This window comes from Mycobacterium kyorinense, from assembly GCF_002101735.1.
Classification (GTDB): domain Bacteria; phylum Actinomycetota; class Actinomycetes; order Mycobacteriales; family Mycobacteriaceae; genus Mycobacterium; species Mycobacterium kyorinense.
Genome location: NZ_LQPE01000158.1, coordinates 57,915 through 77,977 on the forward strand (window position 1 = coordinate 57,915; position 20,063 = coordinate 77,977).

The following is a 20,063-nucleotide window of genomic DNA, read 5'->3' on the forward strand; positions in this document are numbered from 1 at the left end:
CCAAGTTCGTCAGAGGGGAAACAGTGTCTGAACACACATCGGTCGGGCTGGTCGACATCGCGAGCCGGGTGCCGGGTGTAGTCGCCGATCTGCCCGTGATGGCGCGCGGCGTGCTGACCGGGCTGGTGGCCCGGCCGACCTCCAAGACGTCCATCGGCAAGGTTTTCCAGGACCGCGCCGCCCGCTACGGCGACCGCGTTTTCCTGCGGTTCGGCGACCAGCGGCTGACCTACCGGGAGGCCAACGCGACCGCCAACCGGTACGCCGCGGTGCTGGCCGCGCGCGGCGTCGGGCACGGCGACGTCGTCGGGATCATGCTGCGCAACTCGCCCAACGCGGTGCTGATGATGCTGGCCGTCGTCAAATGCGGCGCGATCGCCGGGATGATCAACTACCACCAGCGCGGCGAGGTGCTGGCCCACAGCCTCGGCCTGCTCGACGCCAAGGTGCTGGTCTCCGAATCCGACCTGGTCGACGCCGTCAGCGAATCCGGTGCGCCCGGCGCCGAGCCGCTGACCATCGAGGAGATGGAACGCCTGGCCGCCACGGCGCCGACCACCAACCCGCCGTCGGCCTCCGCCGTGCTGGCCAAAGACACGGCGTTCTACATCTTCACCTCGGGCACCACCGGCCACCCCAAGGCCAGCGTGATGACCCACCGCCGGTGGCTGGCCGCACTGGCCGCGTTCGGCGGGCTGGGGCTGCGGCTGAAGAGCAGCGACACGCTGTACAGCTGCCTGCCGCTCTACCACAACAACGCGCTGACTGTGGCGGTGTCGTCGGTGATCAACTCCGGTGCGACGCTGGCGCTGGGCAAGAAGTTCTCGGCGTCGCAGTTCTGGGACGACGTGATCGCCTACGACGCGACGGCGTTCATCTACATCGGCGAGGTCTGCCGCTATCTGCTCAACCAGCCGCCCAAACCCACCGACCGCGCCCACAAGGTGCGGCTGATCGCCGGCAACGGACTGCGCCCGGAGATCTGGGAGGAGTTCACCAACCGGTTCGGCATCGAGCGGGTGTGCGAGTTCTACGCCGCCAGCGAGGGCAACACCGCGTTCATCAACGTCTTCAATGTGCCCAAGACAACCGGGATCTCGCCGTTGCCGCTGGCCTATGTCGAGTACGACCCCGACACCGGCGCCCCGCTGCGTGACGAGAACGGCCGGGTGCGCCGGGTGCCGCCCGGTCAACCGGGCCTGCTGATCAGCCCGGTCAACAAACTGCAGCCGTTCGACGGCTACACCGACCCGGCGGCCAGTGAAAAGAAGTTGGTGCGCAACGCTTTTCGTGAGGGCGACTGCTGGTTCAACACCGGCGACGTGATGAGCCCGCAAGGTATGGGGCACGCCGCTTTCGTCGACCGGCTCGGCGACACGTTCCGGTGGAAGGGCGAAAACGTCGCCACCACCGAGGTCGAGGCGGCGCTGGCGGCCGAAAAATCCGTCGAGGAGTGCGCGGTCTTCGGGGTCGAGATCCCGCGCACCGGCGGCCGGGCCGGGATGGCCGCCGTCAAGCTGCGCGACGGCGCCGAGTTCGACGGCAAGGCGCTGGCCCGCACGGTGTACGAGCGGCTGCCGGTGTATGCGCTGCCGCTGTTCGTGCGGGTGGTGGACTCGATGGAGCACACCACCACGTTCAAAAGCCGCAAGGTCGATCTGCGCGAGCAGGCCTACGGGCCGGGCATCGAGGACCCGCTGTACGTGTTGGCCGGCCGCGACGAGGGCTACGTGCCTTTTTACGAGGAATACCCCGACGAGGTGGCGGCGGGTAAGCGCCCGCAGGGGTAAAGGCGCCACCGGGCAAGATAGGACGCGTGCAGTCAACGCTCTGCGGCCGCCCGGTCGCCGGTGATCGCCCGCTGATCATGGCGATCGTCAACCGCACCCCGGACTCGTTCTACGACCGCGGCGCCACCTTCACCGACGACGCGGCCAAGGCCGCGGCGCACCGGGTCATCGCCGACGGCGCCGACGTCGTCGACGTGGGCGGCGTCAAGGCCGGTCCCGGGCACAACGTCGACACCGCCACCGAAACCGCGCGGGTGGTGCCGTTCATCGAATGGCTGCGCGACGCCTACCCCGAGCAGCTGATCAGCGTGGACACCTGGCGTTCGGACGTGGCCCGGCGGGCCTGCCAGGCCGGCGCCGACCTGATCAACGACACCTGGGGCGGCGTCGACCCCGAAATGCCCGCTGTCGCAGCCGAATTCGGGGCCGGGCTGGTGTGCTCGCACACCGGCGGCGCACCGCCGCGAACCCGGCCCTTCCGGGTCAGCTACGGAACGACCACCCGCGGCGTGGTCGACGACGTGATCCGCGAGGTCACCGCCGCCGCCGAAAAGGCCGTCGCCGCCGGCGTGGCCCGCGACCGGGTGCTGATCGACCCGACCCACGACTTCGGCAAGAACACCTTCCACGGCCTGGCGTTGTTGCGCCACCTGGAAGATCTTGTTAACACCGGATGGCCGGTGTTGATGGCGCTCTCCAACAAGGATTTCGTCGGGGAGACTCTGGGCGTGGAGCTGACCGAACGGCTGGAGGGCACGCTGGCCGCCACTGCGCTGGCCGCCGCGGCCGGTGCCCGGATGTTCCGGGTGCACGACGTCGCGCCCACCCGGCGGGTGCTGGAAATGGTGGCGTCGATCCAGGGCCGACGGCCGCCGACGCGGACAGTGAGAGGACTGGCGTGACAGAGCTTCTCGCTGCCTTGCCGGGTGACACCTGGCTGTCGGACCGCAGCTGGATCCGGCCGAGCTGGACCGTCGACGAATTGGTGGCGGCCAAGGCCGGCCGGACCATCTCGGTGGTGTTGCCCGCCCTCAACGAGGAAGACACCATCGAATCGGTCATCGACAGCATCTCGCCGGTAGTCGGCGGGCTGGTCGACGAGCTGATCGTGCTCGACTCGGGCTCCACCGACGACACCGAGATCCGCGCGATCGCGGCGGGCGCGCGCGTCGTCACCCGCGAACAGGCCCTGCCCGACCTGCCGCCGCGCCCCGGCAAGGGCGAGGTGCTGTGGCGCTCGCTGGCCGCCACCAGCGGCGACATCGTGGTGTTCGTCGACTCCGACCTGATCGACCCGCACCCGATGTTCGTGCCGTGGCTGGTCGGCCCGCTGCTCACCGGCGACGGCGTTCACCTGGTCAAAAGCTTCTACCGCCGGCCCCTGAACGGTGAAGGCGCGACCGGCGGGGGGCGCGTCACCGAACTGGTGGCGCGGCCGCTGCTGGCGGCGCTGCGGCCCGAGCTGAGCTGTGTGCTGCAGCCGCTCGGCGGCGAGTACGCCGCCACCCGCGAACTGTTGATGTCGCTGCCGTTCGCGCCCGGGTACGGCGTGGAGATCGGGCTGCTGGTCGACACGTATGACCGGCTGGGACTGGACGTGATCGCCCAGGTCAATCTCGGCGTGCGGGCGCACCGCAACCGGCCGCTGGCCGAGCTGGGGCCGATGAGCCGCCAGGTCGTCGCCACGCTGCTCTCCCGCTGCGGCGTCCCGGACTCCGGCGTGGGCCTGACCCAGTTCTTCGTGGACGGCGACAGCTACAGCCCGCGCACCTCGGCGGTGTCGCTGACCGACCGGCCGCCGATGAGCACCGTGGCGATCGCCAGCGCGGCGGAGCCGGGCGCGGCGGGTAGCCACCAGAAACCGCTGGGGGGCCGCTCGGCGCAATAGGGCAATATCGGTGCCGTGGCGTTGGTATTGCTCTATCTGGTGGTACTGATCCTGGTCGCGATCGTGCTGTTCGGCGTGGCCAGCCTGCTGTTCGGCCGCGGCGAGCAGCTGCCGCCGCTGCCCCGGGCGACCACGGCGACGGTGCTGCCGGCTTCCGGCGTCACGGGCGCCGACGTCGACGCCGTCAAGTTCACCCAGGTGCTGCGCGGCTACAAGACCAGCGAGGTGGACTGGGTGCTGGACCGGCTCGGCCAGGAACTTGACCAGTTACGCGGCCAACTGGCGTCGATGCACGCCGCCGAGGAGAAAGACCCCGAGTGAGCGACGACGGGCTGGTCCGCTGCGGTTGGGCGATCGGCGACCTCTACCGCGACTACCACGACAACGAGTGGGGCCGGCCCCTGCGTGACCCCGTGGCGTTGTTCGAGCGGCTGAGCCTGGAGGCCTTCCAGAGCGGCTTGTCGTGGCTGACGATCCTGCGCAAGCGGGAAAACTTCCGGCGGGCCTTCGACGGTTTCGACATCGAGACCGTCGCCCGCTATACCGATGCCGACGTGGTCCGGCTGATGGCCGACGAGTCGATCGTGCGCAACCGGGCCAAGATCGAGGCCACGATCGCCAACGCGCGCGCGGCCGCCGACCTGGGAGCCGACGACCTCTCCGAGCTGCTGTGGTCGTTCGCGCCGGCGCCGCGGCACGTCTCTTTACGCCCCGCCGATCCATCCGAAGTGCCTTCGGCGACTGCGGAATCCACCGCGATGGCGCGCGAATTGAAGCGGCGTGGCTTCCGGTTTGTGGGACCGACCACCGCCTATGCCCTGATGCAGGCGACCGGGATGGTCGACGACCACCTGCGCAGTTGTTTTGTGGCGCCGATCACCGGCTAGGACACGTCGAACCCGGGTCTTGTGCACCCCGTCGTCGCCCATAGGGAACAATGGGGGAGTGAATTGGCAGTTCAACGCCGGGTATGGCCGGGATTTCACTGGCGGCGCGTACCCGGCGCCGACCAGGTCCGTGACGGCGGGCCAGTTCGAAGCTGGAGGGAGCACTCGATGGCGGCGATGAAGCCCCGGACCGGTGACGGTCCACTGGAAGCGACCAAGGAGGGGCGCGGCATCGTGATGCGGGTACCGCTGGAAGGCGGTGGCCGACTCGTCGTCGAGCTGACGCCCGACGAAGCCGCCGCGCTGGGTGACGAACTCAAGGGCGTCACCAGCTAAGCGTCACGCGCAGACCTTCCGATAGATCTCCAACGTCTGCTCGGCGATGTGCGCCCAGGAGAATTCCGCGATGCAGCGCTGCCGTCCCGCCTGACCGTAGCGCTCCGCCCTCTCCGGATCGGCGAGCAGGGCGTTGACCGCCTCGGCCAAATCCGCCTGATAACCGGCGGGGTCACCCGGGTTGTAGTGCACCAGAAGCCCGCTGACTTGGTCGGCGACCACCTCCGGAATCCCGCCGACGTCAGAGGCCACCACCGCCGTCGCGCAGGCCATTGCCTCCAGGTTGACGATCCCGAGCGGCTCATAGACCGACGGGCATACGAAAAGCGTTGCGGCCGAAAGTATCTCACGTATCTTGCTGATCGGGAGCATCTCGCGGATCCAAAACACCCCGGTTCGCGTGCGGGCCAGGTCGGTGACCGCAGCGGTGACTTCGGCGGCAATCTCGGCGGTGTCGGGCGCACCGGCACACAGCACCAGTTGCGCGTCGGCGTCGAACCGGTGCGCGGCGGCCAGCAGATGGGCAACGCCTTTCTGACGGGTGATCCGCCCGACGAACGCCACGACCGGCCGGCGCGGATCGACGCCCAGCTCAGCCAGTATCGACTCGTTTGGATCGCGCCCCACCGGGTACCACACGTCGGTGTCGATCCCGTTGCGCACGACGTGAACCCGGCTGGGATCCAGTGCCGGATAGACCCGCAGCACGTCGTCGCGCATGCCGGAGCTGACGGCGATGACCGCGTCAGCGGCCATCGCCGCGGTGTGTTCCACCCAGGACGACAACCGGTATCCGCCACCGAGTTGTTCGGCCTTCCACGGCCGCGACGGCTCCAGCGAATGGGCGGTCAGCACATGCGGGATGTCGTAGAGCAGGCCGGCCACATGTCCTGCCATGCCGGTGTACCAGGTGTGGGTGTGCACCACGTCGGCGCCGGCGGCCGCATTGGCCATCAACAGATCCGACGACAGCGTCGACAATGCCGGATTGGCGCCTTGCAGCCGGGGGTCGGGCTGATACGCCACGGCCGTCGGGCGCGGCGCCCCCATGCAGTGCACGTCGACGTGGCACAGGCTGCGCAGGTGTGCGACCAACTGGGTGACGTGTACCCCGGCGCCGCCGTACACCTCGGGCGGGTACTCCCGCGTCATCATCGCCACCCGCATATCCGGCACGGTAGCTCAAATTGCTTGACGGACAGTCCGTCAGCGTTGCCAATCGCGCGATTGCCCTGGCAGCGGTTCGAGGCGGCCGATAGGTTTGAACCATGAGGGAAGCGCCACACGTGCTGGGCATCGTCCTGGCCGGTGGGGAAGGCAAGCGGCTGTATCCGCTGACCGCGGACCGGGCCAAGCCGGCAGTTCCCTTCGGCGGCGCGTATCGGCTGATCGACTTCGTGCTGTCTAACCTCGTCAACGCCCGCTACCTGAGGATCTGCGTCCTCACGCAATACAAGTCCCATTCGCTGGACCGCCACATCTCGCAGAACTGGCGCCTCTCCGGCCTGGCCGGCGAGTACATCACGCCGGTGCCGGCACAGCAGCGGCTCGGCCCGCGCTGGTATACCGGCTCCGCCGACGCGATCTACCAGTCGCTGAACCTGATCTTCGACGAGGACCCCGACTACATCGTCGTTTTCGGCGCCGACCACGTGTACCGGATGGATCCCGAGCAGATGGTCCGGTTCCACATCGACAGCGGCGCAGGAGCGACGGTGGCCGGGATCCGGGTGCCACGCGCGGAGGCCAGCGCGTTCGGTTGCCTGGACGCCGACGACTCCGGGCGCATCCGCAATTTCGTCGAGAAGCCCGCCGACCCGCCCGGCACCCCCGACGACCCCGAATCCACGTTCGTCTCGATGGGCAACTACATCTTCACCACCAAGGTGCTCATCGACGCGATCCGCGCCGACGCCGAGGACGACCACTCCGACCACGACATGGGCGGCGACATCATCCCGCGGCTGGTCGCCGACGGGCTGGCCGCGGTCTACGACTTCTCCGACAACGAGGTGCCCGGCGCCACCGACCGCGACCGCGCCTACTGGCGTGACGTCGGGACCCTGGATGCGTTCTACGACGCGCACATGGACCTGGTGTCGGTGCATCCGGTGTTCAACCTCTACAACAAGCGCTGGCCGATCCGGGGGGCGACGGAAAACCTGGCGCCGGCCAAGTTCGTCAACGGCGGCTCGGCGCAGGAATCGGTCGTGGGCGCGGGCAGCATCATCTCGGCGGCCTCGGTGCGCAATTCGGTGCTGTCGTCGAACGTCGTCGTCGACGACGGCGCGATCGTCGAGGGCAGCGTGATCATGCCGGGCACCCGGGTCGGCCGCGGCGCGGTGGTGCGCCACGCGATCCTGGACAAGAACGTCGTCGTCGGACCCGGCGAGATGGTCGGGGTGGATCTGGAAAAGGACCGCGAACGCTTCGCGATCAGCGCCGGCGGCGTGGTCGCCGTCGGCAAGGGCATCTGGATCTAGCTCCTCGCGGCCGAAGTTCCCTCACCACACGTAGGGCACCAGCCGGTAGTGCACCTGTTCGGTGTACCCGCGGTACCCCGTCAGCTCGTGGGTGAGCAGCTCTTCTTCATCGCGAATTCGAATGGCCAGCACGGCAATGCCGGGAATGAGCAACAGAAGTCCCCAGTACGAGCCGAGCGCCAGTGGGATGCCGACCATCATGATCACGTTGCCGGTGTACATCGGATGCCGGACAAGGCCATACAGGCCGCTGGTGATGACCTTCTGGTCCGCCTCGACCGTGACATTGGCTGCGGCATAACTGTTTTGGATGACCACCAGCATGGCGGCAACCAGTCCGATCGCGACCAGGACATCGCCGGCCAGGCACACCGTCGCCGGCACCGACGACCAGCCGAAGCGGTGGTCGAGCGCGCTGAGCACGAGCGTGGACAGCAGCGACAACAAGGCGATGGAGATGATGATCCTTTGCAGCAGCCTGGTTTCCGCGAGTGGCCCGGCGCGCAGGCGTCGTTCCAGGGCGGCCGGGTTTGTGCGCATCAGATAGATGCTCGGAATCCAGGTGGCGAGGGTGAACACCACCAGAAACACCCACGCCTGCCAGTAATGGAAGGTGCCAGCCGGCAAGAACAGCAGTAGGCCGAAGGCCGTCAGCCCCAAGGCTGCTGAAAGAGCAGTCTTCGCAAGGATTTTCATGAAGACCTCCTCAGTTGCGCAGATCGCGGTGGCGGAATGCCGCCGCTCCCAGCGCAATCAACGCCGCATCGATCGCCAGCAGCCACATCAGCGGAACAGCGGTGAAGTCGCCGCCGCCCACCCGCGGAATGTGCGCAAACGGTTCCAGGTCGAGCAGCCACTGCGAAAAGCTGGCCAGCGACCCGATCAGATACAACGCGACGAACGCCACCAGCACACCCCAGGCCACCGGGGTGAACCGCGGCGCCAGGCCGAACAGTGCGGCCGTGACCGCGGCCAGCAGCCACACCGCGGGCAGCTGCGCGGCCGCGGTCCCGATCACCGTGGACACCTTGCCGGCGACGTCGTGAGCCGCGACGCCATAGGCGAAACCGGCGGTCAGCCCGGCAACCAACAAGGCGACAGCGGGCCCGGTCAGCGCGATCACCAAATGGCTTGCCAACCAACGGGTTCGGCTCGTCGCGCCGCTCAGCAGCGTCTCGGCGCGCTGGCTGGTCTCCTCCTGGTGCAGGCGCAGGGACAGCGAGATGGCGAACGCCGCCGCGGCCATGCCCAGCATGCAGAACGCCACCGCGAGGAAGGCCCGCTCCAGCGCAGTGGTGCCGCCCATCCGTGCGACGATGTCGCGCACCGAGGCGCTGCCGCCGATTTCGTCGCCGATGCCGTGCACGATGCTGCCGACCAGCAACCCGTACAGGCACAGACCGACCGTCCACAGCACCACCGAGCCGCGGTCGAGCCGCCATGCCAGCCCTCCGGCGCCCTGCAGCGTCGGCGCGGCGCTGCCCGGCCCCGGGCGTTCGGCGATCAGCCCGGCGCCGACGTCGCGGCCGGCGAGCAACCGGTAGGCCACCACGGTGAGCACCGCCGTCGCCGCCAAATGCAGCAGCAGCACCCACCACCGCTCGCCCGCATACGGCCGCACCTGTAGGGACCACCCGAGCGGCGACAGCCACGACAAGGTACCCGAGCCGGCGTCGCCGACCGCGCGCAACGTGAACGCGGCGGCCAGCACCGAAAACGCGGTGCCGCGGGCGAATCGGGCGCTCGGCGACAACTGCGCCGCCACCGCGGCCACCGCGGTGAACACCAGGCCGGAGCCAGCCAGCGCCGCCCCGAACGCCACCGACCCGCTCGGTGCGACATCGGTGGTGAGCAGTCCCGCCGCGCCGATCGCGCCGGTGGCGACCGACGCGCCGAATGACAACAGCAGGGCGGCGGTCAGGTTGGCATAGCGGCCCACCGCCGTCGAGTCGAGAAGCTCGGCGCGACCGGTCTCTTCGTCGGCGCGGGTGTGCCGGATCACCGTGAGGATGACAGCCACGGCGATGAGGAGATGGAACATGCCGGCCTTCCAAATGCCGACGGCCCCGACGTTGTCCGCGTAGATCTGGCCGTAGAGCGCACGCTGGGCGGGGCTGGCCATGATCGATGCCGCGAAGCTGTCGCGGGCCGCCTGATCCGGGTAGACCTTCTCGATGGAGCCGACGTACACCGTCGCCAGCGGCAGCGACAGCAGCAACACCCACAGCGGCAGGACAAGCCGGTCGCGGCGCAGGTAGAGCCGCAGCATCCCGAGTGTGCCGGTGAACGCCGAACCCCGTTGCGGCGCTGTGTGTGCCGGCCGGTCCAGGGTGGTGGTCATGCCCGCACCTCCTGCTGGCTGCGCCCGTGCTGTCCGTCGCTGCCGTAGTGGCGCAAGAACAACTCTTCCAGGGTGGGCGGCTGGCTGACCAGGCTGCGCACGCCGGCGTCGCCGAGCACCCGGATGAGTTCGCCGAGGCTTTCGCTGTCGACCTGGGCGTGCACCGTATTGCCGTCGACGCTGACGTCCTCGACGCCGCGGATCCGGGTGAGATCGCCCGGGTCGCCGGTCATTTCGGCCTTGATCGAGGTGCGACTGAGATGACGCATGGATTCCAGCGAGCCGCTCTCGACGGTCTTGCCGGCTCGGATGATCGTCACCCGCTCGCACAGGGCTTCGGTTTCGGCGAGGATGTGACTCGACAGCAGCACCGTGACGCCGCGGTCCCGTGCCTCGGCAACGCATTGCTGGAATACGTTCTCCATCAACGGGTCCAGGCCGCTACTTGGCTCGTCGAGCAGCAGGAGCCGAGCATACGACGAGAAGGCCGAAATCAAAGAGACCTTCTGCCGGTTGCCCTTCGAGCAGGTGCGGGCCTTCTTGTGCGGGTCCAGGTCGAATCGCTCGATCAGCTCCGCGCGGCGTCTCTCGTCGAGGCCGCCGCGCATGCGGGCCAGCAGGTCGATCGTCTCGCCGCCGGTCAGGTTGGGCCACAGCGTCACATCGCCTGGCACATAGGCGATCTGGCGATGCAGCTCGACGGCGTCGTGCCACGGGTCGCCGCCGAGCAGGCGGGCGGTTCCGCTGTCGGCTTTGACGACGCCGAGCAGAATGCGAATCGTCGTCGACTTCCCGGCGCCGTTGGGTCCGAGGAAGCCGTGTACCTCGCCCTCGCGGACTGTCAGATCGAGGCCGTCGAGCGCCCGAACGGCACCGAAATTCTTTGTCAGGTTGCGGATTTCAATGGGGGCGCGGCCGTGGTCAACTGACATTGGCTTCTCCTTGTTCGACTTGAGCGAGGAATGCTTCGTACATGGTCTTGTCCGCCATCAGTCCTTCGGTGTAGAGCTCGAGGGCGGGCAGGATCATGTCGCGGGCGTAGTCGCGCAATACGGCACGAATGTCAGTGGCATTGTCGTGTAACAGCAGATACATCAGAAAGCCGCCGCCGCCGGTGATGGCGAGATATCTGGCCCGGGCCTTGGGGTCGCGGCTGGGTTTCAGCGTGCCGACGCGCACCCCTTCGTCGAGGTACTCTTCAGCGTCGTCGATCATCTTGCGCCACAACATCTTTGCCAGCTCGCCGCCTTCCTGCATGCTGCGCATCAGGTAGGCCATCATCGGCGCATAGGACTCGATCTCGGCCATGGCGGCGAACCAGGTCGCCGGATCGGTCGAGCGCATCGCCTCCAATTTCCCGCTGCGGATCTCCTCGGCGATGTAGTCGTCGCAGGCCCTGCGCAGTCCTTCCTTGGAACCGAAGTGGTGGATGACAAGAGGTGCGCTCACCCCGGCGGCGTCGGCAATCGACCGCAGCCCGACGCCGAAACCCTGCTGTCCGAATTGCTCGATCGCGGCGTCGCGGATCCGCGCCGCTGCGGTCAAGTCGGCTGAACGCATGTTCAGGACATTAAACGCACGTTCAGCCCCGGTCAAGCAGGGGTGCCGAGCAGACGCAGAATCGCGTCATTTCGGCACGAAATGGGCGATTCTGCGTCTGCTCGTCGTTAATCGCGGACTGCGGCCAGCAGACCGTCGCCGAGCGGCACCAAGGCCGGCGTGAGGCGCTCGTCCTCGGCGATCAGCCGCGCCGCCTCGCGCACCGCGGTCACCTCGGCGTCGTGGGCGGCGGGATCGCCTGCCCGGCCGCCCAGTGCCGCCCGGTGGATGACGATCAGCCCGCCGGAACGCAGCAGCCGGACCCCCTCGACGACGTAGTCCGGCTGGTCGATCGGATCGGCGTCGATGAACACCAGGTCGTAGGAATCGTCGGCCAGCCGGGTCAGCACCTCTTGCGCGCGGCCGCTGATCAGCCTGGTGCGCGACGGCCCGATGCCGGCGTCGCTGAACGCTTGTTTGGCGATGCGCTGGTACTCGGGCTCGATGTCGATCGTGGTCAGCACCCCGTCGTCGCTCATCCCGGACAGCAACCACAGCCCGCTGACACCGGCGCCGGTGCCCACCTCGACGAGAGCCTTACCGCTGCTGAGCTTGGCCAGCAAGCTCAGCAGCGCACCGACCGCCGGAGTCACCGCGCCTGCGCCGATGTCCATGGCGCGCTCCCGGGCCGCCGCCAAGATCGCATCCTCCGAGATCGACTCCTCGGCGTGGGCGTAGATGGCCGCGGCCCGACTGGTTTGGGCCGCCTGGCCGGTGGGCTGGTCGGTGCTGGCCATGCCCCGCAGCGTAGAGCCAACCTCAGCCACGGTCAGGCAGGCGCGCCCCTAACAGGCCGACACGCCCGACACGGCGACGTCACATAGCAAGGCAAAGTCGCAGCGCAACCCGGCGCGCGGCCGGGTTTCTCAGTGAAAGCTCAGTCGCGTCACATGCCGACCACACCCCGATAGGCAACGGTATGTACATGGATCGCGCAGGACGCTGGGCCGGGAATACAGCATGGAGTCCCGGCGTTGCCCGCGATGACGCACTGCCATATGGCGGCGGGACCAATTCGGAGGATCTGACTATCACCACCCTGATGAGCCCGGCGAGCATGTCGCACCCTGAGCGCTACCGCGACGCCGACTGGGTCGAGCCATCTGACGAGCCGTACGGCACCGCAATCTTCGACGCGACCGGCGACGCGGCGGCCATGCCGTCGTGGGACGAACTGGTACGTCAGCACGCGGACCGCGTGTACCGGCTGGCCTATCGCCTCTCCGGTAACCAGCACGACGCCGAGGACCTCACCCAGGAGACCTTCATCCGGGTGTTCCGCTCGGTGCAGAACTATCAGCCGGGGACTTTCGAGGGCTGGCTGCACCGCATCACCACCAACCTGTTCCTCGACATGGTGCGTCGGCGCGGCCGTGTCCGGATGGAGGCATTGCCCGACGACTACGACCGGGTGCCCGCCGACGAGCCCAACCCCGAGCAGATCTACCACGACGCCCGGCTGGGTGCGGATCTGCAGGCGGCGCTGGATTCGCTGCCGCCGGAGTTCCGGGCCGCCGTCGTGTTGTGTGACATCGAGGGCCTGTCCTACGAGGAGATCGGCGCCACCCTCGGCGTCAAACTGGGCACGGTTCGCAGCCGTATCCACCGCGGACGCCAGGCGCTGCGGGACTACCTGGCGGCCCATCCCGAGCACGCCGAGCGTGCCGTGGACCGCGGCACGGCCTGACGACACTCGAGCTTCCGGGCTGTTCAGTGGTATTGCGCACCGGGGTAGCGCGCTACATTCGAGGTAGTGCCGCGCATCAGCGCGATACCGAGAGGAGCTTGGCGATGGTCGACCGGGGACATGTGTTCCGCCGTGCGTTCTCGTGGCTCCCCTCCCAATTTGCCTCGCAGAGCGACGCGCCGGTCGGCGCGCCCCGCCAGTTCGGCTCCACCGAGCATCTGTCCACCGAGGCCATCGCGGCGTTCGTCGACGGCGAGTTGCGGATGAACGCGCACCTGCGCGCCGCCCACCACATTTCGCTGTGTCCCGAGTGCGCCACCGAAGTCGAAGACCAGAGCCGGGCGCGTGCCGCGTTGCGGGACTCCAGCCCGATCAGTATCCCCAGCTCGTTGCTCGGGCTGCTGTCCCAGATTCCGCAGTCGCCGCCGGACGACGCGTTCTCCGACCCGTTGGCCGACGGCAGCGCGCGTGACCGGCGTAAGCGCCGGTAGGTAGGGTGGATTAGCCGGTGTCAGACGCCGTGCTCGTGCCCACCGCGGGTGTTTCTCCAGCGCTCGGAAGAGGATGACGTGACCTCCGACCAAGACAAGTACGGCGGCCACCGGCTGGCGCCGCGACCCGTTTCGCGCCCCCCGGTAGACCCGGCGTCCCAGCAGACGTTCAGCCGCCCCAACGGCGTACAAGGCTCGTTCGTCGCCGAGGCGGTGCGCCCGCCCAAGTACCGCAACCAAAGCGAATTCACCCCGCACGACGAGCCGGCCGATCCGGTGCTCGCCGAGGCCTTCGGCCGGCCGTTCCCCGACGCCGACTCACTGCAGCGCCACCCCACCGACGCCGGCGCGCTCGACGGCGAAAAGGACAAGGACCTGCCCGAGGAGGCCGACGATCCGTGGCGCGACCCGGGCGCGGCCGCCGCATTGGGCAGCCCCGCACTGGCGCCCGCACCGCCGCGCGGCGGCGCCGGCCTCGGCGGCAAGCTCGGGGTGCGCGACGTGCTGTTCGGCGGCAAGGTGTCCTACCGCGCGCTGGCCATCCTGGCTGCCATCGCCTTGGTGATCGGACTGGCCGGCGGCTGGATCGGACGCAAGACCGCCGAGGTCGCCGAGGCGTTCACCACGTCGAAGGTGACGCTGTCCACCAGCGGCAACAAGGAAGAGCCGGCCGGCAGGTTCGCCAAAGTGGCCGCCGCGATAGCCGACTCGGTCGTGACGATCGAATCGGTCAGCGACCAGGAGGGCATGCAGGGCTCCGGGGTTGTGATCGACGGCCGCGGCTACATCGTCACCAACAACCACGTGATCTCCGAGGCGGCCAACAACCCCAGCCAGTGGAAGACGAGCGTCGTGTTCAACGACGGCAAGGAAGTGCCCGCCAACCTGGTGGGCCGCGACCCCAAGACCGACCTGGCCGTGCTCAAGGTCGACAACGTCAACAACCTGACGGTGGCCCGGCTCGGCGACTCCGACAAGGTCCGCGTCGGCGACGAGGTGCTGGCCGCCGGCGCGCCGCTCGGGCTGCGCAGCACCGTGACCCACGGCATCATCAGCGCACTGCACCGCCCGATCCCGTTGTCGGGCGACGGCTCGGACACCGACACCGTCATCGACGCGGTGCAGACCGACGCCTCGATCAACCACGGCAACTCCGGCGGCCCGCTGATCGGGATGGACTCTCAGGTGATCGGCATCAACACCGCCGGCAAGTCGCTGTCCGACAGCGCCAGCGGGCTGGGCTTCGCGATCCCGGTCAACGAGGCGAAAGAAGTGGCGCAGACGCTGATCAAGGACGGCAAGATCGTGCATCCGACGCTGGGGCTGAGCACCCGGTCGGTGAGCAACGCAATCGCCTCCGGCGCTCAGGTGGCCAACGTGAAGGCGGGCAGCCCCGCGCAGCAGGCCGGCATTCTGGAGAACGACGTCGTGGTCAAAGTCGGCAATCGCCCCGTCGCTGACGCCGACGAGATGGTTGTTGCGGTGCGGCAGTTGACAATTGGGCAGGATGCTCCGATCGAGGTGGTGCGCGACGGGCGGCATGTCACGCTGACGGTGAAACCGGGTCCGGACAACAGTTAGGTGTTCGCCAACGTCGGCTGGGGGGAGATGCTCGTCCTCGTGGTGGTCGGGCTGGTGGTCCTTGGCCCCGAGCGGCTTCCCGGTGCAATCCGCTGGAGCGCCAACGCACTTCGGCAGGCCCGCGACTACCTCAGTGGGATGACCGAGCAGCTGCGAGAAGACATCGGACCCGAATTCGACGATCTGCGTGAGCCGTTGAGCGAGTTGCGAAAGCTACGCGGTATGACGCCGCGCGCGGCACTGACCAAGCACCTGTTCGACGGCGACGACTCGCTGTTCACCGGCAAGTTCGACCGGGTGGAGGAAAACGTTCCGCCGCCGACCGCCTATCCGCCGTCGCCGGAGCCGCCACCGCCCGTCGACGGGCCCGCGCCGTTCGACACCGACGCGACGTAGCGTCGAGCGAGGGTCGTCGACCAAACCCCTTGGCGACTGTGCGGTTTCATACGCGACACGCCGTGGCACGCGCGTATGGAACCGCACAGTCGTCTAGTGCTTGGTCGGGTCGAGGCCCAACGACATGCCGGCCAGCCCGCGACGGCGCGACGAAAGGGCGTCGGCGACCCGGCGCAGTTCCTTGCCGACGGCCGAATCCGGCGCGCTGAGCACGATCGGCACGCCGGAGTCGCCGGCCGCCACCAGCGCGGGATCCAGCGGGATCTGCCCCAGCAGCGGCACGTCCGCGCCGACCGCCCGGGTCAGCCGCTCGGCGACCTGGGCGCCGCCGCCCTCGCCGAACACGTGCAGCTGCGAGCCGTCCGGCAGCATCAGCCACGACATGTTCTCCACCACGCCGACGATGCGCTGACGGGTCTGCAACGCGATGCTGCCGGCGCGTTCGGCGACTTCGGCCGCCGCGTGCTGCGGGGTGGTCACCACCAGGATTTCGGCGTTGGGTATCAGCTGCGCCACCGAGATGGCGATGTCGCCGGTGCCAGGCGGCAAGTCGAGCAGCAGCACGTCGAGATCGCCCCAGTAGACGTCGGCGAGGAACTGCTGCAAGGCCCGGTGCAGCATCGGCCCGCGCCACACCACCGGGGTGTTGCCCTGGGTGAACATCGCGATCGAAATCACCCGTACGTCATGGGCGATCGGCGGCAGGATCATCGATTCGACTTGAGTGGGCCGATCGGTGGTGCCCATCATCCGGGGGACCGAATGGCCGTGGATGTCGGCGTCGAGCACTCCCACCGACAAGCCGCGCGCGGCCATCGCCGCGGCCAGGTTGACCGTGACCGTCGACTTGCCGACGCCGCCCTTGCCGGAGGCGACCGCGTAGACCCTTGTCAGCGACCCCGGCTGGGCGAAGGGGATGACCGGCTCGCGGGCGTCGCCGCGCAGCTGCTTGCGCAGCTCGGTGCGCTGTTCGTCGCTCATCACGTCCAGGCCGACGGTGACCGCGCCGGTTCCGGGCACGTCGGCGACCGCCCGGGTGACCCGCTCACTGATTTCGGTTTTCTTCGGGCATGCCGCCGTGGTGAGGTAGATCTCGACGTGCACGGCGCCGTTCGGCCCGACGTCGACGCCTTTGACCATCCCGAGTTCGGTGATCGGGCGCCGCAGTTCGGGGTCGATCACCTTGGCCAGGGCGGCGCGGATGCCGGCCGTCAGGTCGGCGTCGTGGGTTTCAGACATCACCGCCGAGTGTAGGCGGCTGCGGTCAGCTGGCCGGACCTGGCAGGGGGCCCGGGCCCGACGCGGGGTTGGCCGGCGCGGGCGGCTGCGGTGCGCCCGGTGGCGCCACCACCGGCGGCGCGGGAGGCAGCCCGGCGGGCGGTGGCGCAAGCGGTGGTTGTCCCGGCTGCTGTGCGGGCGGCGCCTCTTGCGGCCCGATGCAGATCACCGTGCAGCTCGACGAGCGCGGAGCAAGCTGTTGCTGTTGGGCCCACGGCCACATCGGCTGCTGGCCGGTGGCGGCCGACTGGCTGAGATCGATCAGCGGCATCTGCGCCAGCGGGTCGGTCGAGGGCAGGCCGTGAATGTTGAGCGGCAGCCCGGGCCCAATGCCCTCGGCGTTCGCCAAATGCTCCAGATGCATGTCGGCCAGAGGCGGCGGGGCGCCGGTGAGCGGCGGCAGGTCGACGGGCACCACACCCGTGGCGTACGCGGCCGCCCAGCCCAGCACGTTCTGGGCGTACGGCATCGAGTTGTTGTAGCGCAGGATCGCCGAGAGCACCTGCTGCGAGTCGCGCAGATCCAAGCCGCCGCTGCACAGATAGCGCGCCGCGGCCAGCGTGGAGTCATACAGGTTCTGCGGATCGGCGATGCCGTCGCCGTCGCCGTCGGAGGCGTATCGCGCCCAGGTGCCGGGCAGGAACTGCATCGGGCCCATCGCGCGCGCGAAGGTGACCCGGCCCGGTGCACTGCTTTGGACGATGACCTCGTTTCCGGGCAGCGTGCCGTCCAGCGCGGGACCGTAGATCGGTCGCACCGCCGTGCCGCGCGCATCCGTGGCGCCGCCGTTGGCGTGCATCGACTCGATGCGCCCGATCCCCGCCAGCAGGTTCCAGCTGATCCCGCAGTTCGGGTAGGCGTTGGCCATCATCCGCTCGGCGTTGCGGTACGCGGACAGCGCCATCGACGGAATGCCCAGGGCGCCAGGCGAATTCACGACGACGGTGGGCGGCGGCGCCGACACGGTGGCCGCTGCGATGTGGAAGGCCTTGAGCGGACGCACGAGCGAGACGACCATCGGGCCCGCCGGGTCACTGGAGACCGGCGCGACCGCGGCGACGGGGGTGATGCCGGTGCCGCGCACCGTCGGGGGCGGCGCGTGGAACGGCGGGGCGGCAGCCCCGACGGCTCCGGCGAACACCAGCGCGACGATCACGATCACACCGAACACGGGGGTCTGGGTCACACCGCTGAGCTGCCGGGGCAGCGCTTCTTTGAATACCGAGGTCTGGGTCAGACGGCGCAGCTGCCGTCGCACTGTTGCAAGGGCCGGGTGTGCACCCCAGCGTCCCCCTATGCGCACTCGACCGTCCTTGAGTATTCGAGCCTTATCCGGGCGCTCCCGATGCCCGGTGTCGGGCCTCGTGAACTAAGTCACCATACATAACAGTTGTGACCGCTGTGGCGGCAATGGCCGGACTATGTGATCGCAGATTCCCGCTGGCGATGTTGGGCGCGCTCAGGATTTCTTGGCGTGGCGGTCCACGCCGTCGCCCGCCGGAGCGCCGGCTTCCGGCTGGCGGTCCTCCAGCAGGTGGCGCAGGCTCTCCAGTTCATGGCGCAGGTAGTCGCGGGTCTTGGCCACCTCGCCGATCGCCAGCCGCAGCGCGGCGAGCTCGCGGGCCAGGTATTCGGTGTCGGCTTTGGTCTGGGCGGCGCGCCGGCGATCCTCTTCGAGCGCTACCCGGTCCCGGTTCTCCTGACGATTCTGGGCCAACAGAATCAGCGGCGCCGCATACGCGGCCTGAGTCGAGAACGCCAGGTTGAGCAGGATGAACGGGTAAGGGTCCCACCGCAGCCCGACCGCGAAAACGTTCAGCGCGATCCAAGCCACCACCACGACGGTCTGCAGCAACAGATAGCGACCGGTGCCGAAGAAGCGCGCAACCGATTCGGTGACCTGACCGACCGCCTCGGGATCCACCCGCGGCGCGAGCGTGCGCGACGTGCGTGGCGTGTACAACCGCGCCCGCGCCGAGGTTTTACTCACGGACTTGTTCATGACGAACCTGCGGCACTATCCAGTGCCGGTTCCTCGGTGCTGGCCCGCCAGTCGTGTGGCAGCAGGTGGTCGAGCACGTCGTCGACCGTCACCGCCCCCAGCAGGTGATTCTGCTCGTCGACCACCGGGCCGCAGACCAGGTTGTACGCCGCGAAGTAGCGGGTCACCGCGGGCAGCGAAGTGTCCGGTGTCAGGCAGGGCAGATCGGTGTCGATGATGCCGCCGGTCAGCGCGGCCGGCGGCTCGCGCAGCAGCCGCTGCAGGTGCACACAGCCCAGGTAGTGGCCGGTCGGGGTGGCGGTCGGCGGGCGCACCACGAAGACCAGCGACGACAACGCCGGGGTGAGGTCGGGGTCGCGGACCCGGGCCAGCGCCTCGGCGACCGACGTGTCCGGCGTCAGCACCACCGGATCGGATGTCATCAAGCCGCCGGCGCTGTCCGGCGAGTGGGTCAGCAGCCGTCGCACCGGATCGGACTCGTCGGGATCCATCCGGCGCAGCAACACCTCCGCCTCGGTGGGGTTCATCATGCCGAGCAAATCGGCGGCGTCGTCGGGATCCATCTCCTCGAGCACTCCGGCCGCTCGTTCGGGGCCCAGCTGCCTCAACACGTCGGCCTGATCCTCCTCGGGCAGCTCCTGCAGAATGTCCGCCAGCCGGTCGTCGTCGAGCGCCTTGACCACCTCGTAGCGCCGTTTGGGCGGCAGCTCACGCAGGGCGTCGGCTACCTCGATCGGCCGCCACTCCTCGAACTGGTGCAGCAGCTGCGCCACGCCCTGCCCGGGCATCGCCAGCGCGGAGGGCGTCAGGCCAACGACGTTGTGCCAGTCGACGACGTAGACGCCGCCGCGGCGGCCCAGCCGCCGCATGCTGCGGACGGCCACCCGGCTCACCATCCAGTCGCGGGTTCGCGTCTGTTCGATGCCGAGATCGGTGATCACCACGTCGGTATCGGCCAGCTGCGGCAGTTCGGGATCGTTGACCCGCACCTTGGTGTCCAGAACCTGGCCCAGCACCAGCACTTCGCCCGGCCGCTGCTCGAACCGGTGCAGCGAAACGCTGGTGGTGTTCAACGTCACCGCGTTGGGCTCGATTGCGGCGACGCGTCCAATCGGCACGAAAATCCTTCGACGCGAAGGCAATTCGACGACGAGACCGAGCACGCGCGGCTGTTGGCGCACGATGCTGATGCTGACGACGACGTCGCGCACCCGGCCGAGCGACTCGCCCATCGGGCCCAGCACCAGCATTCGCGCCAGCCGTGCCACGTACACCCGGTTGATCGACGTCATGATTCAAACTGT

The 20,063-nt window shown here is 68.7% G+C and carries 21 protein-coding genes; 11 read left to right on the forward strand and 10 right to left on the reverse strand.

From position 1 onward, the window contains the following. Window positions 1-23 precede the first annotated feature (23 nt). The 6 genes from fadD6 to AWC14_RS22150 all read left to right on the forward strand — a co-directional run bounded on the left by fadD6 (window position 24) and on the right by AWC14_RS22150 (window position 4,901). Window positions 24-1,790 carry a long-chain-acyl-CoA synthetase FadD6 gene (fadD6, locus tag AWC14_RS22125; RefSeq protein ID WP_045385349.1) on the forward strand — a complete coding sequence of 589 codons (1,767 nt, stop codon included), beginning with the start codon at window positions 24-26 and terminating at the stop codon, window positions 1,788-1,790. Between the two features lie 26 nt (window positions 1,791-1,816). Further along, window positions 1,817-2,692 carry a dihydropteroate synthase gene (gene folP / locus AWC14_RS22130; protein ID WP_045385346.1) on the forward strand — a complete coding sequence of 292 codons (876 nt, stop codon included), beginning with the start codon at window positions 1,817-1,819 and terminating at the stop codon, window positions 2,690-2,692. Further along, window positions 2,689-3,678, forward strand: coding sequence for a glucosyl-3-phosphoglycerate synthase (locus AWC14_RS22135; protein ID WP_081968378.1), 990 nt, complete (start codon window positions 2,689-2,691; stop codon window positions 3,676-3,678). The genes folP and AWC14_RS22135 overlap by 4 nt, the downstream gene beginning before the upstream one ends. Window positions 3,679-3,693: 15 nt before the next feature. After that, complete coding sequence (locus AWC14_RS22140; RefSeq protein WP_045385343.1) at window positions 3,694-3,999, forward strand: DivIVA domain-containing protein; 306 nt, start codon at window positions 3,694-3,696, stop codon at window positions 3,997-3,999. After that, entirely contained in the window at window positions 3,996-4,565 is a 570-nt protein-coding gene (locus AWC14_RS22145; protein ID WP_057003400.1) for a DNA-3-methyladenine glycosylase I, read from the forward strand. The genes AWC14_RS22140 and AWC14_RS22145 overlap by 4 nt, the downstream gene beginning before the upstream one ends. 168 nt (window positions 4,566-4,733) lie before the next feature. Further along, window positions 4,734-4,901 carry a DUF3117 domain-containing protein gene (locus AWC14_RS22150; RefSeq protein WP_003406247.1) on the forward strand — a complete coding sequence of 56 codons (168 nt, stop codon included), beginning with the start codon at window positions 4,734-4,736 and terminating at the stop codon, window positions 4,899-4,901. A gap of 3 nt (window positions 4,902-4,904) precedes the next feature. Here AWC14_RS22150 and glgA read toward each other — a convergent pair whose 3' ends face one another. Next, complete coding sequence (gene glgA / locus AWC14_RS22155) at window positions 4,905-6,068, reverse strand: glycogen synthase (protein WP_045384845.1); 1,164 nt, start codon at window positions 6,066-6,068, stop codon at window positions 4,905-4,907. 101 nt (window positions 6,069-6,169) lie between these two features. Here glgA and glgC point away from each other — a divergent pair, with 101 nt between their 5' ends. Then, a complete protein-coding gene (gene glgC / locus AWC14_RS22160) occupies window positions 6,170-7,384 on the forward strand; it encodes a glucose-1-phosphate adenylyltransferase (RefSeq protein ID WP_045384847.1) in 1,215 nt (404 codons plus the stop codon). Between the two features lie 21 nt (window positions 7,385-7,405). On the opposite strand, the gene AWC14_RS22165 is transcribed toward glgC, so the two are convergent. The 5 genes from AWC14_RS22165 to AWC14_RS22185 all read right to left on the reverse strand — a co-directional run bounded on the left by AWC14_RS22165 (window position 7,406) and on the right by AWC14_RS22185 (window position 12,061). After that, a complete protein-coding gene (locus AWC14_RS22165; RefSeq protein ID WP_045384857.1) occupies window positions 7,406-8,080 on the reverse strand; it encodes a methyltransferase family protein in 675 nt (224 codons plus the stop codon). A gap of 10 nt (window positions 8,081-8,090) precedes the next feature. Further along, window positions 8,091-9,725, reverse strand: coding sequence for an ABC transporter permease (locus AWC14_RS22170; protein WP_142281791.1), 1,635 nt, complete (start codon window positions 9,723-9,725; stop codon window positions 8,091-8,093). Further along, window positions 9,722-10,657, reverse strand: a complete 936-nt coding sequence (locus AWC14_RS22175; RefSeq protein WP_045384849.1) for an ABC transporter ATP-binding protein — start codon at window positions 10,655-10,657, stop codon at window positions 9,722-9,724. Before AWC14_RS22175 ends, AWC14_RS22170 begins: the two co-directional genes overlap by 4 nt. Next, window positions 10,647-11,285 (reverse strand): TetR/AcrR family transcriptional regulator, encoded by a 639-nt coding sequence (locus AWC14_RS22180; RefSeq protein ID WP_045384851.1) that lies wholly within the window; start codon window positions 11,283-11,285, stop codon window positions 10,647-10,649. The genes AWC14_RS22175 and AWC14_RS22180 overlap by 11 nt, the downstream gene beginning before the upstream one ends. Window positions 11,286-11,392: 107 nt before the next feature. Further along, on the reverse strand, window positions 11,393-12,061 hold the full coding sequence (locus AWC14_RS22185) for an O-methyltransferase (protein ID WP_045384852.1): 669 nt from the start codon (window positions 12,059-12,061) through the stop codon (window positions 11,393-11,395). A gap of 188 nt (window positions 12,062-12,249) precedes the next feature. Here AWC14_RS22185 and sigE point away from each other — a divergent pair, with 188 nt between their 5' ends. The 4 genes from sigE to tatB all read left to right on the forward strand — a co-directional run bounded on the left by sigE (window position 12,250) and on the right by tatB (window position 15,479). Then, window positions 12,250-13,011, forward strand: a complete 762-nt coding sequence (sigE, locus tag AWC14_RS22190; RefSeq protein ID WP_045384861.1) for an RNA polymerase sigma factor SigE — start codon at window positions 12,250-12,252, stop codon at window positions 13,009-13,011. A gap of 104 nt (window positions 13,012-13,115) precedes the next feature. Next, window positions 13,116-13,502: an anti-sigma E factor RseA gene (rseA, locus tag AWC14_RS22195; protein ID WP_045384853.1), complete on the forward strand. Its 387-nt coding sequence runs from the start codon at window positions 13,116-13,118 to the stop codon at window positions 13,500-13,502. A 78-nt stretch (window positions 13,503-13,580) separates the two neighbouring features. Continuing rightward, window positions 13,581-15,083 (forward strand): serine protease HtrA, encoded by a 1,503-nt coding sequence (htrA, locus tag AWC14_RS22200; protein WP_045384862.1) that lies wholly within the window; start codon window positions 13,581-13,583, stop codon window positions 15,081-15,083. Next, the gene (tatB, locus tag AWC14_RS22205; RefSeq protein WP_045384855.1) at window positions 15,084-15,479 is read left to right on the forward strand and encodes a Sec-independent protein translocase protein TatB; all 396 of its coding nucleotides are present in this window, start codon (window positions 15,084-15,086) and stop codon (window positions 15,477-15,479) included. Window positions 15,480-15,572: 93 nt separating this feature from the next. On the opposite strand, the gene AWC14_RS22210 is transcribed toward tatB, so the two are convergent. From AWC14_RS22210 to AWC14_RS22225, 4 genes are all read right to left on the reverse strand, one after another. Continuing rightward, window positions 15,573-16,718 carry an Mrp/NBP35 family ATP-binding protein gene (locus tag AWC14_RS22210; RefSeq protein ID WP_057003399.1) on the reverse strand — a complete coding sequence of 382 codons (1,146 nt, stop codon included), beginning with the start codon at window positions 16,716-16,718 and terminating at the stop codon, window positions 15,573-15,575. Window positions 16,719-16,743: 25 nt separating this feature from the next. Next, a complete protein-coding gene (locus AWC14_RS22215) occupies window positions 16,744-18,060 on the reverse strand; it encodes a lytic transglycosylase domain-containing protein (protein ID WP_085241461.1) in 1,317 nt (438 codons plus the stop codon). Window positions 18,061-18,216: 156 nt separating this feature from the next. Next, window positions 18,217-18,747 carry a DUF1003 domain-containing protein gene (locus AWC14_RS22220; protein WP_057003571.1) on the reverse strand — a complete coding sequence of 177 codons (531 nt, stop codon included), beginning with the start codon at window positions 18,745-18,747 and terminating at the stop codon, window positions 18,217-18,219. Between the two features lie 8 nt (window positions 18,748-18,755). Continuing rightward, window positions 18,756-20,051: a magnesium transporter MgtE N-terminal domain-containing protein gene (locus tag AWC14_RS22225; RefSeq protein ID WP_045379208.1), complete on the reverse strand. Its 1,296-nt coding sequence runs from the start codon at window positions 20,049-20,051 to the stop codon at window positions 18,756-18,758. Window positions 20,052-20,063: the final 12 nt, after the last annotated feature.